We start from the raw sequence: 16,004 nt of genomic DNA, 5'->3' as shown, positions 1-16,004 counted from the left end.
GCAGCGAACACGCGGTGACGCCGACGACGCGGTGACGCCGCCGTGCCCGTGGGGCGCCCCCGACCGGTTACGTCCGGCCGGGGGCGCCCCCTTTCGTGCTCCCGTGCGGGGCCCGGGCGGAGTTTCCGGTTCCGGGAGTTCCTCCGGTAGCGGAAGCGCTGGGCGGGGCGGGGGCGGCGGGGCAGAGTCGAAGCATGAGGCTTCTGATCCTGGGTGGTACGGAGTTCGTGGGGCGGGCCGTCGTCGAGAGGGCGCTCGCCCGGGAGTGGGAGGTGACGGTGTTCCACCGGGGGCGGCACGGGGCCCCTCCCGGTGTGGCGGTGCTGCGCGGCGACCGGTCGCTGCCCGGCGGGGCGGGTCTGGGCGCGCTGAGCGAGGGCGAGTGGGACGTGGTGGTCGACACCTGGTCGGGCGCGCCGTCGGCGGTGCGGGACGCCGCCGGGCTGCTGGCGGGCAGGGCAGGGCGGTACGTCTATGTGTCGAGCTGCTCCGTGTACGAGTGGCCGGTGGTGGCCGAACTGCGCGAGGACAAGCCCGTGGTGGAGGCGTCGCCGGACGACGGTGACGACGTGCCGTACGCGCGGGCCAAGCGGGGCGGCGAGCTGGCGGCGGTCGGGGCGTTCGGTCCGGAGCGGACGCTGCTGGGGCGGGCCGGGCTGATCCTGGGGCCGTGGGAGAACGTGGGCCGCCTGCCGTGGTGGCTGAACCGGATCGCGCGCGGCGGTCCCGTCCTGGCGCCGGGCCCCCGCGACCTGCCGCTCCAGTACATCGACGCGCGGGACCTCGCCGGGTGGCTGCTGGACGCCGCCGAGGGCGGGCTTGCCGGGCCGTACGACCTGGTCAGCAGGCCGGGGCACACGACGATGGGCGAGCTGCTCGACGCCTGCGTGCGGGTGACCGGCTCGGACGCCGAGCTGCGCTGGACGGCGCCCGACGCGATTCTCGCCGCGGGTGTCGAGCCGTGGACGGGGCTGCCCGTGTGGACCCCGCCGGGCGAACTGCACGACACGATGCACGGCACCGACGTGAGCAAGGCGCTCGCCGCCGGGCTCTGGTGCCGCCCCGCCGAGGAGACCGTCGCCGACACCTGGGCGTGGCTGCGCGGCCTGGGCGGCGAGGCGCCCCAGCGGCCCGACCGCGACCCGGTGGGCATCAGCCCCGAGGTGGAGGCGAAGGTGCTGGGGCTGTAGGCCCGGATCGGGGGCGGTCGGCCGGCCCTGGCGGGTGGCCGGCCTGGCGGGTGGCTCGGCCGCGAGGCCGGGCGTGCTGGGGCCGGGCGGGTCGGGTTGAACGCCGCGCCTTCGCCGTCCGTATGGAACGGAGCTATTCCCTGCCGGGATTGGAGTTCCATGGGACGCACACGCAAACGATCGACGCTGGCCAACCGGGCCATCGCCGCCACGGCCGCACTGGTCCTGGGCGGGGGCGGGCTGCTGGCCGCCAACTTCTACGCGTCGGCCGGAGAGGGCTGGCCGGGCGGCCAGCGGGACCAGCAGCCAGAGCAGCAGCCGTTCGGGAACGTCGCGCTACAGGCGTCCACCATCGACTGTCCGGAGGTCGCGGACGGGCTGCCGCAGGACATGCCCGGCCGGGCTCGCGGGGAGGTGGACCTGGAGCTGGCCCGGATCGACAACCGGGTCACCGACGCGTACCAGCGGCTCGCGCAGTCGCGGGAGCAGATCGCGCGGGACCCGTCGTTCGCGGAGAACGTCATCCTCGGCCCGCTGCGGACCGAGCGGCTGGCGAGCATCCAGCGGATCGCCGACGCCATCGACCGCGTCGGCCGGCGGCCCGACGGCATGGAGGACCTGGCGCCCTGCTCCCTGCGCGGCGAGGACGGGCAGCAGGACCGGGACGGCCGGAACGACGGCCAGGACCAGGGAGGCCAGGACGACGACCAGGACGGTGACCAGGGCCAGGGCGGTGACCAGGGGCAGGGGAACCAGGGCCGGGGCAACGGCGGGCAGGCCGGGAACGGGCCCGTGGCCGGTGACTTCGTGGACATCCGCACCGTCCAGCCCGACGTCCGGCGACCCCGGGCCCAGGGCGACGCCTCCACCGGCTCCTTCGTCTCCGAATGCGGCCGCAACGAGAACAAGAAGTTCAACCCGGACAACGTCATCGTCGCGCCCGGCGTCCCCAACGGCGCCCACCACATGCACGACTACGTCGGCAACCAGGCCACGGACGCCTTCTCCGACAACAGGGACCTCGCGAACGGCCGGACGACCTGCCGCAACCAGGGCGACCGGTCCACGTACTACTGGCCCGTGCTGCGCGTCCAGAACGGCCAGAACGACGCGGACGTCAACGAGGACGGCGGCGGGAAGGACCGGAACGTCGGACGCATCCTGACCCCGGACGAGGTGACCATGAACTTCGTCGGCAGCCCGGTGTCCAAGGTCACCGAGATGCCCCGGTTCCTGCGGATCATCACGGGCGACGCCAAGGCCTTCACCAACGGCGACGCGAACGCCAACGCCTCCTGGAGCTGCACCGGCTTCGAGAACCGGCAGCTGAAGGACAAGTACCCGGTGTGCCCCCAGGGCAGCAAGGTGGTGCGGACCTTCAACTTCCAGAGCTGCTGGGACGGCCGGAACATCGACAGCGCCAACCACCGCACCCATGTGGCGTTCGCGGACGACGACGGGCAGTGCCCCGACGGCTTCCGCGCCATCCCGCAGCTGGTGCAGCGGATCGTCTACGACGTGCCCCCGCGGGCCGTCTTCGCGGTGGACTCGTTCCCCGAGCAGCTCCACAAGCCCATCACGGACCACGGTGACTTCATCAACGTCTTCGACAGCCGTCTGATGGACAGGATGGTGGACTGCATCAACACCGGTCGCCGCTGCGCCTGACCCGCGCACGGAAGGATTCCCCCCCCACAGCCCTGCCCCCCCGCTGCGCGGTCAGCTCCCGTGGTGACCCGAGGCCCCCTCCCCGCCCCCCGACTGGTGCGGGGCGGCGGTCTCGACGTCACCGCCGAGCCGGCCGCGCAGCTTCGTGAGGACCGCCGGTTCCGCGACCGCCACCCACTTGGCGCCGACCAGGTAGCTGCCGCCGTAGTCCTTCGCGCTGTTCAGCCACTCCCGCTGGCCCCGGTCGGTGGAGAACGTCGCCAGCACGTACCGACCGTGCTCCGTACGGCAGTTGGCCTGTCGCAGCTCCTCCGCCTCGGTCTGGATGTCGGGCGTGCAGCCGGCCCGCTCGGCCAGCTGCTCCAGGGTCCCGCTCGCCGCGGACGGCGCGGCGTGGGCGGGTCCCGAGCCGTGCCCGGGGCCCTTCTCCGCACCGTCCGCCGTGCAGGACGACAGGGCGGCGACGGCCACCAGGGCCAGGGCGGATATGGCGGTACGCGCGCGTTCCGTGCTCATCCGGCCATGGTGCCGTTTCGCACCCGCGTTCAGGGGCCGAACCCCGGGTAACCTGCGACGGTGCCCGAACCATCCCGAATGTCCCGTCGTGTCCTGCTCGGCACCGCCGGAGCCGCCGGAGCGACCGCCGCGCTCGCCGGACACACCGCCACCGCGCGCACCGCCACCGACCCCGTGGCCGGCACCGCCCGCACCGCCACCGCCGCCGACCCCGTCGCCGCCGCGCGCGCCGCCCTCCACCGGGTCCTGCCAGCCGACCGCGCGGACCAGTTCACGCTCGTACGGCTCCGCTCCGGCCCCGAGCGGTTCCGCGTCACCGGCGTGCCCGGCCGCGTCGAGGTCGCCGGGACCGGGCCCGTCGCCCTGCTCACCGGCGTCCACTGGTATCTGAAGTACGTGTGCCGGGCGCCCCTCACGTGGTGCGGGAGCCGTCCGGAGCTGCCCCGCGTGCTGCCCGCCCCGCCCGGGCCGCTCGCCCACCGCGCCACCGTCCCGCACCGGTTCGTGCTCAACGACACCCACGACGGCTACACCGCCCCGTACGCCGACTGGCCCCGCTGGGAGCGGCTGATCGACCTGCTGGCGCTGCACGGCTGCAACGAGGTGCTGGTCACCACCGGCGCGGAGGCCGTGTACCACCGGCTGCTCCGCGAGTACGGCTACACGGACGCCGAGACGCGGGCGTGGCTCCCGGCGCCGTCGCACCAGCCGTGGTGGCTGCTCCAGAACCTCAGCGGGTACGGCGGGCCGCCCTCCCCGGACCTGCTCGCCCGCCGCGCCGCGCTCGGCCGCCGCATCGCGGGCCGGCTCCGCGAACTGGGCATGTCCCCCGTCCTGCCCGGCTTCTTCGGGACCGTCCCGGACGGCTTCGCGGACCGCGTGCCCGGCGCCCGTACCGTCCCGCAGGGCACGTGGGCGGGGATGCGCCGCCCCGACTGGCTGGACCCGCGGACCGACGCGTTCCGCCGGGTCGCCGCCGCGTACCACCGGCACCAGCGGGAGCTGTTCGGCGAGGCGCGGTACGTGAAGATGGACCTGCTCCACGAGGGCGGCAGCCCCGGCGACGTACCCGTGCCGGACGCCGCCCGCGCCGTCGAGGCGGCCCTGCGCGCGGCGCTCCCGGAGGCGACGTGGGTGATGCTCGGCTGGCAGGCCAACCCGCGCCGGGAGCTGCTCGACGCGCTCGACCGGTCGCGGCTCCTCGTGGTGGACGGGCTGTCCGACCTGGAGGCGGTCACCGACCGGGAGCGGGACTGGGGCGGGACGCCGTACGCGTTCGGCTCGATCCCCAACTTCGGCGGCCGCACCACGCTCGGCGCGGCGACGCACCGGTGGGCCGGGCGGTTCACCGCCTGGCGCGACCGGCCCGGCTCCGCCCTCACCGGTACGGCGTACATGCCGGAGGCCGCCGAACGCGACCCGGCCGCTTTCGAGCTGTTCACCGAACTGGCCTGGCGGGAGCGGCCGGTGGAGCCCGCCGACTGGTTCGCCCGCTGGGCCGACGCGCGCTACGGCGCCCCGGACGCCTCGGCCCGTGCCGCGTTCACCGCCCTGGGCGCCACGGCGTACCGGCTGACCAGCACCGACGCGCGGCCGCACGACTCGGTGTTCGCCGCCCGGCCGTCCTTGGCCGCCCGCTCCGGCGCCCACTACGCGACCCGCTCCCCCGCCTACGACCCGGCCGCGTTCGACGCGGCGCTCGCCGCGCTGCTCGGCGTACGGGAGGAGCTGCGCGGCTCGGAGGCGTACCGGTACGACCTGACGGACGTGACCCGGCAGGCGCTCGCCAACCGGTCCTGGCAGCTCATCGGGCAGCTCGACGCGGCGTACGCGGCGCGGGACCCGGCACGCCTGCGGCGGCTGGCCGCGCTGTGGCTGCGGCTGATGCGGCTCGCCGACGACGTGGCGGGCGCGCACCGGGCGTTCCTGCTCGGCCCGTGGCTGGCCGAAGCCCGCCGCGAGGGCCTGGAACACACCGCGCGGACCCTCCTCACCTCGTGGGCGGACCGGGCGGCGGCGGACGGCGGGCGGCTCGCCGGGTACGCCAACCGGGACTGGGCCGGGCTGATCGCCGACGTGTACCTGCCGCGCTGGCGGGCGTACCTGGAGGAGGTGGAGGACGCGCTCGCGCAGGGCCGCGCGCCCCGGCGGGCCGACTGGTACGCGGCAGAGGAGGCGTGGAGCCGGGGCGCGGAGCCGTACGCCGTGCGGCCGTCCGGCGACCCGTACCGCACGGCGCTGCGTGTCCGGGACGTGCTGGCCCGCGCCCCGTACCAGGGCGCCGTCACCGTCGTGAGCGACCCGCCCGCGCTCGTGCCGGGCGGCGCCGCCGAGGTGACCGTGGCGTTCCGGAACACCAGCGGGCTGCGCGGCACCGGGCCGGTCGAACTGGCCCTGGACTGCCCGGCGTTCGGGTCGCTCCCGGCGCACCGAGTCGGCCCGGTGCCCGCCGCGGGGACGGCCGACGCGGTGTGGCGGGTGACCGCGCCCGCCGGGCCGCTCACCGACCCGGTCGAGCCGCTGCCGTACACGGTCCGCGCGGTGTACGGCCCCGCGGGCGAGCGCCCGGTGACGGCCCGGCAGCGGGGCGAGCTGTACGCGGCGGGCCCGCTCGGCGCCGGATGGCGGACGTACACGTCGAACGGCGCCGTGTTCGGGCGGCTCGGCGGGCGGTACGCGGTGAACGGCGGCGGCCGGGACCTGTGGCGGCGCGTCGCTGAGTTCGGCGCCTTCTACCGGGAGGGCTGCCTCGCGGAGGGCGGCGCGCCACAGGTGCGGGTGGCGGCGCAGGCGGCGACGGGCCCCTGGGCGCGCGCCGGGATCGTCGTACGGAACGCGCTGGCCGTGCCGGGCGCGCCCGGGCTGCTGTACCTGGCGGTGACCCCGGCGCGGGGCGTGGCCCTCGCGTGGGACGCCGACGGGGACGGCGCCCTCGACACGTACCGGCAGGTGCCGGGCGTGGCGGCGCCGGTGCTGCTGCGGCTCGTCCGGGCGTCGGGCGCGTACACGGGGGCGTGCTCGACGGACGGCGGCGCCACCTGGCGTACGGTCGCCACGGTCCCGGTGCGTGACGTGCCGGGGGCGGCCGCCGTCCAGGACGCGGGGGTGTTCATGACGGCCGCGCACGGCGGGAGCGGGGCACGCGGCACGGCCGTGTTCGAGGCGCTCGCGGGATGGGGTGCACCGGGCGCGGCGGGAGGGCCGGACGGCGCGGCGTGAATGCCGGAGGGCGGGACGTGCGGGGCCGAGGTGACTTACCCCCAGGTAGCTCGTTGCGCTGAACGTGAGCACCCAGGAAGCCCAGCACAGCCGTAAAGCCGCCGAGTCCCGTGTCGCGGCCTCCGCCGTCGCTCCCGTGGACGTGGAGCAGGCGGAGGCCGCGCTCGTCGAGCACTACCCGCGGCTGGTCCGCATCGCCTATCTGGTGCTGCCGCCGTCCCTCGGCCGCAACCGGCGCGTCCTCACGGCCCACGCGCTGGTGCAGCGGTCGCTGCCGCGGCGGCGCACGGCTCTCGGCGACGAGGCGGCCATGCCGGCGCAGCGCCGCCCCGAGGACGCCGTGGACCCCGGGTACGCGTACGTGCGCGGGCGGGTGCTGCGGCAGGCCCTGGAGGCCGGGCTGCCGCTGCGCCGCCGGGCGTGGCCGAAGCGGGCGCAACTGCCCCCGCTGCTGCCGATGGTGTGGGGGCTGCGGTTGTTCCCCCGGTCGGGCGGCGCCGACGAACTGGCCCTGGACCAGCGGATGGCGGCCCTGTCGGGCCCGGGCAGGGCCGCGTACGTGCTGCGCTGCCTGGAGCGGCAGGGCGACGCCGAGGTACGGCGGATGCTGGCCGCGCTCGGCGTCGAGGACCCGAAGGCCGCCCTCGCGGAGGCGGGCCGGGCGGAGGCGGCGGGCGGCGCGGCGCTGCTGGAGTCGCCGGAGTTCGACCCGTGCTCCCTCCAGGCGCGGCCCACGGACCTGATGCGGCGGCGCCAGCACGCGAAGGCGGCGCTCGCGGCGGGCGCCGCCGTGGTCGTCTGCGGGGCGCTGCTGGGGATGCCCGGCGAGGGCTGGGGACGGGACGGCGCGGCGGCCCCGCCGTACGCGCGCAACCCGGCGTCGGAGGCGGCGCTGGACCCGGTGAAGCTGCGGCGGGTCGCACCGGCCGCGTGGCAGCGCTCGTCCCGTACGGACTTCACGGTGTGGCCCGCGCGGGGCGGGCTCGTGGACGACGAGGCGCTGCTGCGCCGGGCGCTCGCGGTGTGGGCGCGGCCCGGCACGCGGGTGCAGGCGTCGGCGACGCCCGGCACGCTCCCGGGGCCGCCGATGGGCCCGCCGCAGCTGCTGTTCGCGGGCGAGGTGGACGGGGCCCGGGTGGTGCTGTTCCACGACGGGCTGCGGGCCGTGCGGTACGCCGAGCCGGTGGACGGCACGGACGTGGCGGCGCTGGACTTCGCCCGTACGGACGGGGCCGACACGGCGGCGTCGGCGGCCCTGGTGGTGGGCCGCACCCACGCCAACGTGCGGTACCTGACCGCCCCCTGGGTGCGGGGTGTGGCCGTACGGGACCTGCTGCTGCCCGACGGGAAGGCGCGGGCGCTGGAGCGGGACGCCGCCGGGGTGACCGCGCCGATGCAGACCCCGGCCGCGGCGAGCGACTGCCGGTCCTGGGACGTCCTGGAGGTACGGGACGGCGAGGGCACGCGGGTGCTGACCGACCTGGGCGAGATCACCCCGGTACGGCTCACGTCGGGCGCCCCGGACAGGCCCGTGGACGTGACGGGCGCGGGCGCGCGGCGCGAGTGGGCGCGTACGGCGTGCCTGCTGCCGTCGATGCGGGCGCTGGGCGTGCGGTCGGTGAACTCGTGGCGGTTCGCGGAGCAGGAGCTGCCCGGCGCGGGCACCGGCAGGGCGGCGTGGCTGTGCACCCGCGCGGAGACGTGGCGGGGGCCGGGCAGCAGGGTGCTGGCGCAGTTCCAGCCGCCCGCGCCGGACGCGGGACCCGGCAGGCCGCTGCCCTCCGGGGCGCTGGCGGCGAAGGCCGAGGACTCCCCGGCCTGCGGGACGCGTGAACCGCGCGTACTGGCCGGGGTGTTGTGGAAGGACCCGGCGGACCAGTGGTACGTCCTGGCCGCCGGAAGCCCCGGGGTCGCGTCGCTGGCCACGTCCGGCGGGATCGAGGACGACGCCGACGGGCGGCTGCTGGCCGTCAGGGCGGAGCAGGGGGCGCGGGTGGAGCTGACCGGCGAGCTGGAGGACGGGAAGCGGATCGACGCGCTGCGCTGAGCACTTCCCGCCGCGGCTCCGGTTAGGGCAGCAGGAGCCAGTCGGCGGCGAGGGCGGCGAGCAGGCCCGTGCCGAGCAGCCAGGTGCCCAGGCGGGTGCGGCCGTGGCGGCTCAGCTCGATCACCACTCCGCACAGGATCATGGCCAGCCCGTACACCCCGACGACCAGGACCGACGTACGGCTCGCCAGCCGCAGCGCGAGGACCGCGGCGAGGGTGACCAGCACGACCGTCGCGACGACGACCCGCAGCCGCCGCGCCTGGCGCGGGGTCAGCCCGTCGTGCGGCGACTGCTCGTCGGGCGCGCGGCCCTCGCCGGCGCCATGGGCCCCGTCGGCCGCGCGGGCCGCGTCGGCCTCCGGCGCCGCGGTCTCGGCCGCCTCCGCCTTCTCCGCCTTCTCCGTCTCGCGCGGGTCCGGCGTGGCCGGTTCGGGTGCCTTGGCGGGGGCGTTCTCGGCGTCCTGGGCGGGCGCCTTGCCGGAGGTCTCCTGGTCCGCTGTGGTCATGTCCCGGAGCGTAACCGACCGTGCTGACCCCGCTGTTCGAAGGGCGGCCGTTAGTCTGTTCGCATGACGACCGGGGTGCGCAGACGGATGGGCGTCGAGGAACGCAGGGAACAGCTGATCGGGGTCGCGCTGGAGCTGTTCGGCCACCGCTCCCCCGACGAGGTGTCCATCGACGAGATCGCCGCGGCCGCGGGCATCTCCCGGCCGCTGGTCTACCACTACTTCCCCGGCAAGCACAGCCTGTACGAGGCGGCGCTGCGGCGGGCCGCCGACGAGCTGGCGCGCCGGTTCGTGGAGCCGCACGAGGGCCCGGTCGGGGCGCGGCTCCTGCGGGTGATCGGCCGGTTCTTCGACTTCGTGGAGGAGCACGGGCCCGGTTTCACGGCGCTGATGCGCGGCGGCCCCGCCTTCCTCACCGGCGCGTCACGTCCTGGCGGCACGGCGTCCGCGACGCACACGGTGATCGACGGGGTGCGCCAGGCGGCGTACGACCACGTCATGGCGCACCTCGGGGTGCGCGGGCGGCCGCCCGTGCGGCTGGACCTGGTGGTGCGGTCCTGGGTGGCGCTGGCCGAGTCGACGGCGCTGATCTGGCTGGACGGGCAGCGCCGCATCCCGCGCGCCGAACTGGAGCGGCAGTTGGTGGCCGACTTCGGGGCGCTGGTCGCGGTGAGCGCCGCGTACGACGAGGAGATGGCCGGTTTCATGGCGGGGATGCTCGCGGACGAGCCCGCCGACGGGCCGTTCGGCGACCTCGTCGGGCGGCTCGTGACGCTCGTCGCGGGCGCGACGGCGGGCAGCGCCCAGCCCGGTGCCAACCAGCCCGGCACCGCCCAGCCCGGTACCGCCCAGGCCGACGCCCGCTGAGCCCGCGTCGGCTCAGGCCGTGCGGTAGGCCGGGTCGAGGTCCCGTACCTCCGCGGAGATGTGCACGGCCGGCCCGTCGGCGGCGGGCAGGAAGTCCCGTACCAGCGCGGCCGCGGCCTGCGCGAGGCGGCCCTTCACCTCCTCCGTGCGGCCCGCCGCCAGGGCGATCTCCACATGGACGACGGCGTCCCCGCCCGTCCCGTCGCCGACGGTGAAGTCCTCCACGGCGCGGACGCGGGTCTTGCACGCCTCGGCGCGGGCGGCGACGGTGTCCACGACGACGGGGTGCAGGGCCTTGGCGTAGCCCCGCCGGTCGAAGCTGTCGTGGAGCGCGGCGGAGTAATCGACGGTGATCTGCGGCATGCCCCCACCCTCGCCCGTCCCCCGCCGCCCGCGCAAATACCGCCGGACACACCGCGGCGCCCCCTCCCCGTACGGGAAGGGGGCGCCGCGCCCGTGGGGGGTTACTCGGCCGTGAAGACCGCCACCGTCCGCGCCGGGACGGTGAAGGTGCCCGACGCCGTGTCGTACACGGCGGTCCTCACCGTCGCGTCGGCGCCGCCCGCCTGGACCGGGTGCAGGGCGTGGCCCTTTCCGGCGAGGGCCGGGACGGTCTGCTTCTGCCGCTCGGGCGTGGCGTTGAAGACGACGACCAGGTCACCGAGGCGCATGGTGATCACGCCCGGCGTCTCGTCCCGCCCGGACAGCGGGAACGACAGGGCCGACTGGACCTGGTCCGCGGTGGCGAGGCCGAACGCCCGCTCGGTGGTGCGGATCTTCAGCAGGTCCCGGTACGCGGCCGACGCGCCGTCGATCTGCGCGCAGCCCGCCTTCAGCTCCGGCGAGGCCAGCAGCGGCTTGGCGTACGGCCACTTGTCGCGGTTGTCGGCGGCGGGCGGCAGTCCGCGCCCGAAGCCGTTGCCGAGGCGGCAGTCCCAGTGGAGGGCGTTGAACCAGTCGCCGCTGTCGTACGAGTTGCGGTCCAGCGACTTGGAGCGCAGCAGGTCCGTACCGGCCTGCGACAGCGCCGGGCCCTGCGAGAGCGCGGCGGTGGCCATGGCGAGGACCTGCATCCTGGCCCGCTCGTCCGGGGACGTCCCGGCCGGGAGCTTGAACGCGAGCGCGTCGTACAGGGTCTCGTTGTCGTGGGCGTCCGCGTAGGCGAGGGCCTCGCCGGGGGCGGCGGCGTACCCGGCGGGCTGGCCGTTGTAGTCGACCTGGGCGCCCTTGACGCGCTTGCCGGTGGTGTCGGTGAAGGTGTAGTCCGCCAGGTTGCCGGACAGGCCGACCTTGATCAGGTCCTGGTAGTGCAGGAGGCGGGCCCTCTGCTCGGCCGGGGTGCCGTTGGCGGCGGAGCCGTTGGGCTCGGTGTACAGGCCGGAGGCGAAGCCCTGGACACCCGGGTCGGCGTCGAAGGGGCCGCCGCCGCGCACGGCGTCGCGGGCCCGGTCGGAGAACGTGGCGATGCCGGTGCCCGCCATGTTCTTCTGGGTCGCCTGGACGAAGCGGGCGTCGTCGGCGACCTCGCCGAAGTTCCAGCCCTCGCCGTACAGGATGATCTTCTTGCCGTCCACGCCGTCCTTCTCGACGGTCAGCGCGTCCAGCGCCTTGCGGACGGCGAGGATGTTCTCCTTCGGGTGGTGGCCCATCAGGTCGAAGCGGAAGCCGTCCACCTTGTACTCCTTCGCCCAGGTGACGACCGAGTCGACGACGAGCTTGCCCATCATCGTGTTCTCGGGCGCCGTGTTGGCGCAGCAGGTGGAGGTGGCGACGGAGCCGTCGGCGAGGAGCCGCTGGTAGTAGCCGGGCACGATCCGGTCGAGGACGGACTTGTCGTCCTGACCGGCGGCGACGGTGTGGTTGTAGACGACGTCCATGACGGTGCGCAGGCCGGCGTCGTTGAGGGACTGGACCATCCGCCGGAACTCGACGGTGCGGCGGGTGCCTTCGGGGTCGGAGGCGTACGAGCCCTCGGGCACCGTGTAGTGCAGCGGGTCGTATCCCCAGTTGAAGGCGTCCTTCGCGGCGGCCTTCGCGACGCACTCCTGCTGCCGCTCGGAGTCGGCGGGGTACGCCTTCAGGTCGCAGTCGGGGGTGGTCTGCGCGGACTTCTTCTCGGGGATGGTGCCGATGTCGAAGGCCGGGAGCAGGTGGACGTACGAGGTGCCGCTGCGGGCGAGCTTCGTCAGGTGCTTCATCCCGGCCGAGTCGCGGTCGGTGAAGGCGAGGTAGCCGCCGGGGTGCTTCGACGTGGGGTCGGAGACGGAGAAGTCGCGGACGTGCAGCTCCTGGATCTGCGCGTCGCGCAGCGGGACCGCGGCGGGCTTGCGGAGGTTCGCCCAGCCCTTGGGGGCCAGCTCGGGCGCGGACAGGTCCACGACGAGGCTGCGCGCCGAGTCGGTGGTGAGGGCCGTGGAGTACGGGTCGGTGACCCTGTTGGTGACGATCTTGCCGACGCTGGGCGCCCACACCTTCACGACGTACCGGTACGGCTTGCCCGTCCAGGACTTCGAGCCCTGCACGGACCAGACGCCCGTCGTGTCGTCGCGCTTCATGCGGACGGTGCGGCCGTCCAGTTCAAGGGCGACGGACTGTGCGGTCGGCGCCCACACGGACAGGGTCGGCGCGCCGCCCCTGAAGACCGGGCCGAGCGCCTTCGACTCGGCCTTCTCGCCGTACAGGGCGTCGAGGACCCCGGCGGTCTGCACGCCGGTCGCGGTGAGCAGGGCGCCGCTGGCCGCGCGCTGGGTGGCGACGAGCTGGCCGCGCAGGGCGGTGCGGATCCGGTCGCGGTCGCGCGGGTCCACGGCGTAGGCGGTGTACTTCGCCAGGTGCGGGAACGCCGCCTTCTGCGCGTCGGTGAGCGCCGTGCGGTTCAGGCGCAGCCAGTGGGCGCGGTCCTCACCGGTGAGGGCGCCGTCCTTCACGGCGAGGGAGCCGGTCGGCGAGTACACGAGCTGGCTGGATGCGGCGGTGGCCGAGGCGTTCCAGGCGACCGTGTTCGCGTCGATCCACACGGCGGTGGACTTGGCGAGGTCGAGGGCCGCGCCGCCGCCCTTGGGCTGCGGCAGCAGGTACTTCTGCTGTCCGGCGAGCATCCACACCTCGTGGCCGTTGGCGGTGAGGTCGAGGGACTGGTCGGCGGGCAGGTCCTTCTCGTCGCCCTTGTGGAGGATGTAGCTCAGCGACGTGGCGCCCCGGGCGAGCGGCACCTCGTAGACCGCCCCGTACGCGTCGGTGCGGACCGGCGTCAGCGGCCTGGACCAGTCGGTGGGCTCGGCGGCGCCGTTCCAGACGTGCAGGCCCCAGCCGTCGTAGGCGCCGTCCGGGCGGTGGTAGTGCAGGACGGCCTTGGAGGTGTCCTGCGGCGGGTAGGCCCCGGCGGGCGGCTGGTCGAGGGCGGTCTCCTTGCCCTGCTCGACCCACACCTCGCCGGTCTTCGACAGGTCGATGGTCCGGTCGGCGGAGACGTCCTTGTTGCCGTTCTTGTCGATGACGAGGTAGCCGACGTTCGCCGCGCCCGGCTTCAGCTTGACGTAGGCGAAGGCGCCGTACGCGTCGCGGCCGGTGAAGGCGTGGCCCTCGGGCCACTCGGTGGCCTCGCCGTCGGCGATGTCGCCCCAGGCGTAGAGCCGCCAGTCCGTGTAATCGCCGTCGGCGCGCTTGTAGTGGACGATCGCGTAGTCGCGCTGGGTGGCGGTGGGCACCGGGGTGGCCGGGGCCTGGCCCGCGGTGGTGGTGGCGAGGTCGCTCGCGGTGCGGCCCGCCGCGTCGACGACGACGGCCTTGTACCGGACGGGGGTGCCCGCCGGGGCGGTGATCTTGTGGGTGACCGTGTGGGGGGCGTGGTCGGCGGTGCCGAGGACCTGCCACCTGCCGTTGCCCTGCTGGGCGGCGAAGACGACCCGGTTCAGCTGGCCGCCGTCGACATCGGCGGTGACCTGGACGGTGCCGGAGGCGCCCGCGGCCGGGGCCTTCAGGTCGATGGCGGGCGCGGTCGCGGGGGCGGTGAGGGGCTTGTCGGCCTTGAGGACGACGGCGGACAGGGCCGGGACGGTGACGGTGATCTTCTTGTCGCCGCCGCTGGTCACGGCCTTGGCCTCGCCGTGCACGGGGCGGAAGGCGGTGCCGGCCGACTCGGTGGCCAGCTCGGCGGTCCGCGCCTCGGTGGCGTTGTTGACGGCGACGACGTACTCGGTGCGGGCCTTCGCGTCGATGCGGGAGAACGCGTACACGCCGGCGCCGCCGTCCGCGTACCGCTCGATCTGGATGCCGTCGGCGAGCGCCGGGTGCGCCTTGCGGAGCTTGGCGAGCGCGGCGATCTGCCGGTACAGCGGGTGCGCCGGGTCGTAGGCGTCGGCGGCGTGGGTGCGGTCGGTGCCGAGCTGGTCGTCGTCCAGGTAGTCGGCGGTCTTCGAGGCGAAGAGGGTCTGGCGGGCGTCCTTGTCCCCGCCGGGGCCGGTGAAGCCCTGCTCGTCGCCGTAGTAGACGACGGGGTTGCCGCGGCTGAGGAACATCAGCTCGTTGGCGAGGGCGTACCGCTTGACCAGTTCGGCGTCGGACGCGCCGGCGTTGTCCTGCTTGAGGAACGCGCCGAAGCGGCCCATGTCGTGGTTGCCGAGGAAGTTGACCGACTCGTACGCGTTGGCCTTGTCGGTCGTGTACTTGTGGTCGTCGCCGAACAGCCCGGCGAGCTTCTTGGCGGAGCCGCCCTGGGAGGCGTACTGGCGGGCGGCCTCCTGGAACGGGAAGTCCAGGGTGGCGTCGAGGCGGCCCTCGCGGACGTAGTGGGAGGTGATGTCGGTGTCGGAGGAGTACACCTCGCCGAACATGAAGAAGTCGTCGCGGCCCCGCTCTGCGGCGTACTCGTCGAGGGCGGTGGCCCACTGGGTCCAGAACTCGGTGTTGACGTGCTTGACCGTGTCGATGCGGAAGCCGTCGATGCCGAAGTCGCGCACCCAGCGCTGGTAGATCTTCTCCATGCCCTCGACGACCTCGGGACGCTCGGTCCACAGGTCGTCCAGGCCGACGAAGTCGCCGTGCGTGGAGGACTCACCGGCGAAGGTGGAGTCGCCCCGGTTGTGGTACATCGACGGGTCGTTGAGCCACGCCGGGACCTTCAGGTCCTTCTTGTCGGCGGGCACGACGGGCGTGCGCGGGAAGGAGTCGAGGTCCGTCTTCGGGAAGCGGCGCTCGCCGTCGGCGTAGTCGGCGTCGTCGAAGGGCCTGCCGTCCTTCGTCAGGTACGGGAAGGCTCCCTTGGAGAGGTACTCGTACGACTTCTCCTCGTAGTCCACGACGTCGGCGGTGTGGTTGGTGATGACGTCGAAGAAGACCTTCATGCCCTTGGCGTGGGCCTGGTCGATGAGCCGCTCCAGGTCGGCGTTGGTGCCGAAGTGCGGGTCGACCTGGGTGAAGTCGGTGATCCAGTAGCCGTGGTACCCGGCGGAGGCGTTCTCGCCCTCGCCCTGCACGGGCTGGTTCTTGAAGATCGGGGCGAGCCAGATCGCGGTGGTGCCGAGGCCCTTGATGTAGTCGAGCCGCTGGGTGAGGCCCTTGAGGTCGCCGCCCTGGTAGAAGCCCTTGTCGGTGGGGTCGTAGCCGGTGGCGAGCCGGGTGCCGGTGAGCCCGCCGCGGTCGTTGCCCCGGTCGCCGTTGGCGAACCGGTCGGGCAGCACGAAGTAGAACTGCTCGCGGGTCAGGTCGTGCCGCGTCGGCTCGGCCGCCAGGCGCCGGTCGGACGGCGGCTCGGGGGGCCGGGGGGTGGCGCTCGCCTGGACGGCGGCGGGGACGGCCAGCGCGGTGAGCGTCGCCGCCGCGAGGGCGGCCACCGCTCTGCGCGGCAGGCGTCGCCGCCGGTGGCGTGCCGGGGGACTCAGGCGTATCAAGGCGGGTTCTCCTCGGTGAGGGTCGTACGAGAGGAGGCCCCGCACCCGGGCCGGGTGCGGGGCTCGGTGGTGCGTGCTGGGTGGCTCGCGCGTGCGGTGGCGCA

General features: G+C 74.9%; 9 protein-coding genes. 5 read left to right on the top strand and 4 right to left on the bottom strand.

Going from position 1 to position 16,004, the window contains the following annotated elements; translation table 11 throughout:
• Positions 1-194: 194 nt before the first annotated feature.
• Both J116_RS20800 and J116_RS20795 read left to right on the top strand, forming a co-directional pair.
• Complete coding sequence (locus tag J116_RS20800; protein ID WP_023589004.1) at positions 195-1,190, top strand: Rossmann-fold NAD(P)-binding domain-containing protein; 996 nt, start codon at positions 195-197, stop codon at positions 1,188-1,190.
• Positions 1,191-1,349: 159 nt separating this feature from the next.
• Positions 1,350-2,858, top strand: a complete 1,509-nt coding sequence (locus J116_RS20795; protein WP_023589003.1) for a DUF1996 domain-containing protein — start codon at positions 1,350-1,352, stop codon at positions 2,856-2,858.
• A gap of 51 nt (positions 2,859-2,909) precedes the next feature.
• On the opposite strand, the gene J116_RS20790 is transcribed toward J116_RS20795, so the two are convergent.
• Positions 2,910-3,374 (bottom strand): hypothetical protein, encoded by a 465-nt coding sequence (locus tag J116_RS20790; RefSeq protein WP_023589002.1) that lies wholly within the window; start codon positions 3,372-3,374, stop codon positions 2,910-2,912.
• A 78-nt stretch (positions 3,375-3,452) separates the two neighbouring features.
• Here J116_RS20790 and J116_RS20785 point away from each other — a divergent pair, with 78 nt between their 5' ends.
• A complete protein-coding gene (locus J116_RS20785) occupies positions 3,453-6,593 on the top strand; it encodes an alpha-N-acetylglucosaminidase (RefSeq protein ID WP_023589001.1) in 3,141 nt (1,046 codons plus the stop codon).
• Between the two features lie 64 nt (positions 6,594-6,657).
• Entirely contained in the window at positions 6,658-8,640 is a 1,983-nt protein-coding gene (locus tag J116_RS20780) for a hypothetical protein (RefSeq protein ID WP_023589000.1), read from the top strand.
• A 22-nt stretch (positions 8,641-8,662) separates the two neighbouring features.
• Here the strand turns inward: J116_RS20780 and J116_RS30165 are convergent, their stop codons facing one another.
• The gene (locus J116_RS30165) at positions 8,663-9,145 is read right to left on the bottom strand and encodes a hypothetical protein (RefSeq protein WP_023588999.1); all 483 of its coding nucleotides are present in this window, start codon (positions 9,143-9,145) and stop codon (positions 8,663-8,665) included.
• 63 nt (positions 9,146-9,208) lie between these two features.
• Here J116_RS30165 and J116_RS20770 point away from each other — a divergent pair, with 63 nt between their 5' ends.
• Positions 9,209-10,012, top strand: coding sequence for a TetR/AcrR family transcriptional regulator (locus J116_RS20770; protein ID WP_051203581.1), 804 nt, complete (start codon positions 9,209-9,211; stop codon positions 10,010-10,012).
• Between the two features lie 12 nt (positions 10,013-10,024).
• On the opposite strand, the gene J116_RS20765 is transcribed toward J116_RS20770, so the two are convergent.
• Together J116_RS20765 and pulA are read right to left on the bottom strand one after the other, a co-directional pair.
• On the bottom strand, positions 10,025-10,375 hold the full coding sequence (locus J116_RS20765) for a 5-carboxymethyl-2-hydroxymuconate Delta-isomerase (protein ID WP_023588997.1): 351 nt from the start codon (positions 10,373-10,375) through the stop codon (positions 10,025-10,027).
• Between the two features lie 101 nt (positions 10,376-10,476).
• Positions 10,477-15,900 (bottom strand): pullulanase-type alpha-1,6-glucosidase, encoded by a 5,424-nt coding sequence (gene pulA, locus J116_RS20760; RefSeq protein WP_394331493.1) that lies wholly within the window; start codon positions 15,898-15,900, stop codon positions 10,477-10,479.
• Positions 15,901-16,004: the final 104 nt, after the last annotated feature.

This window comes from Streptomyces thermolilacinus SPC6 (assembly GCF_000478605.2).
In the GTDB taxonomy this organism is placed as follows: Bacteria; Actinomycetota; Actinomycetes; order Streptomycetales; family Streptomycetaceae; genus Streptomyces; species Streptomyces thermolilacinus.
This window is presented reverse-complemented; position numbering and strand designations above follow the sequence as displayed.

Coding starts and splice junctions, on each gene's coding strand:
- J116_RS20800 (WP_023589004.1), top strand. CDS start 195: ATGAGGCTTCTGATCCTGGGTGGTACGGAGTTCGTGGGGCGGGCCGTC.
- J116_RS20795 (WP_023589003.1), top strand. CDS start 1,350: ATGGGACGCACACGCAAACGATCGACGCTGGCCAACCGGGCCATCGCC.
- J116_RS20790 (WP_023589002.1), bottom strand. CDS start 3,374: ATGAGCACGGAACGCGCGCGTACCGCCATATCCGCCCTGGCCCTGGTG.
- J116_RS20785 (WP_023589001.1), top strand. CDS start 3,453: ATGTCCCGTCGTGTCCTGCTCGGCACCGCCGGAGCCGCCGGAGCGACC.
- J116_RS30165 (WP_023588999.1), bottom strand. CDS start 9,145: ATGACCACAGCGGACCAGGAGACCTCCGGCAAGGCGCCCGCCCAGGAC.
- J116_RS20770 (WP_051203581.1), top strand. CDS start 9,209: ATGACGACCGGGGTGCGCAGACGGATGGGCGTCGAGGAACGCAGGGAA.
- J116_RS20765 (WP_023588997.1), bottom strand. CDS start 10,375: ATGCCGCAGATCACCGTCGATTACTCCGCCGCGCTCCACGACAGCTTC.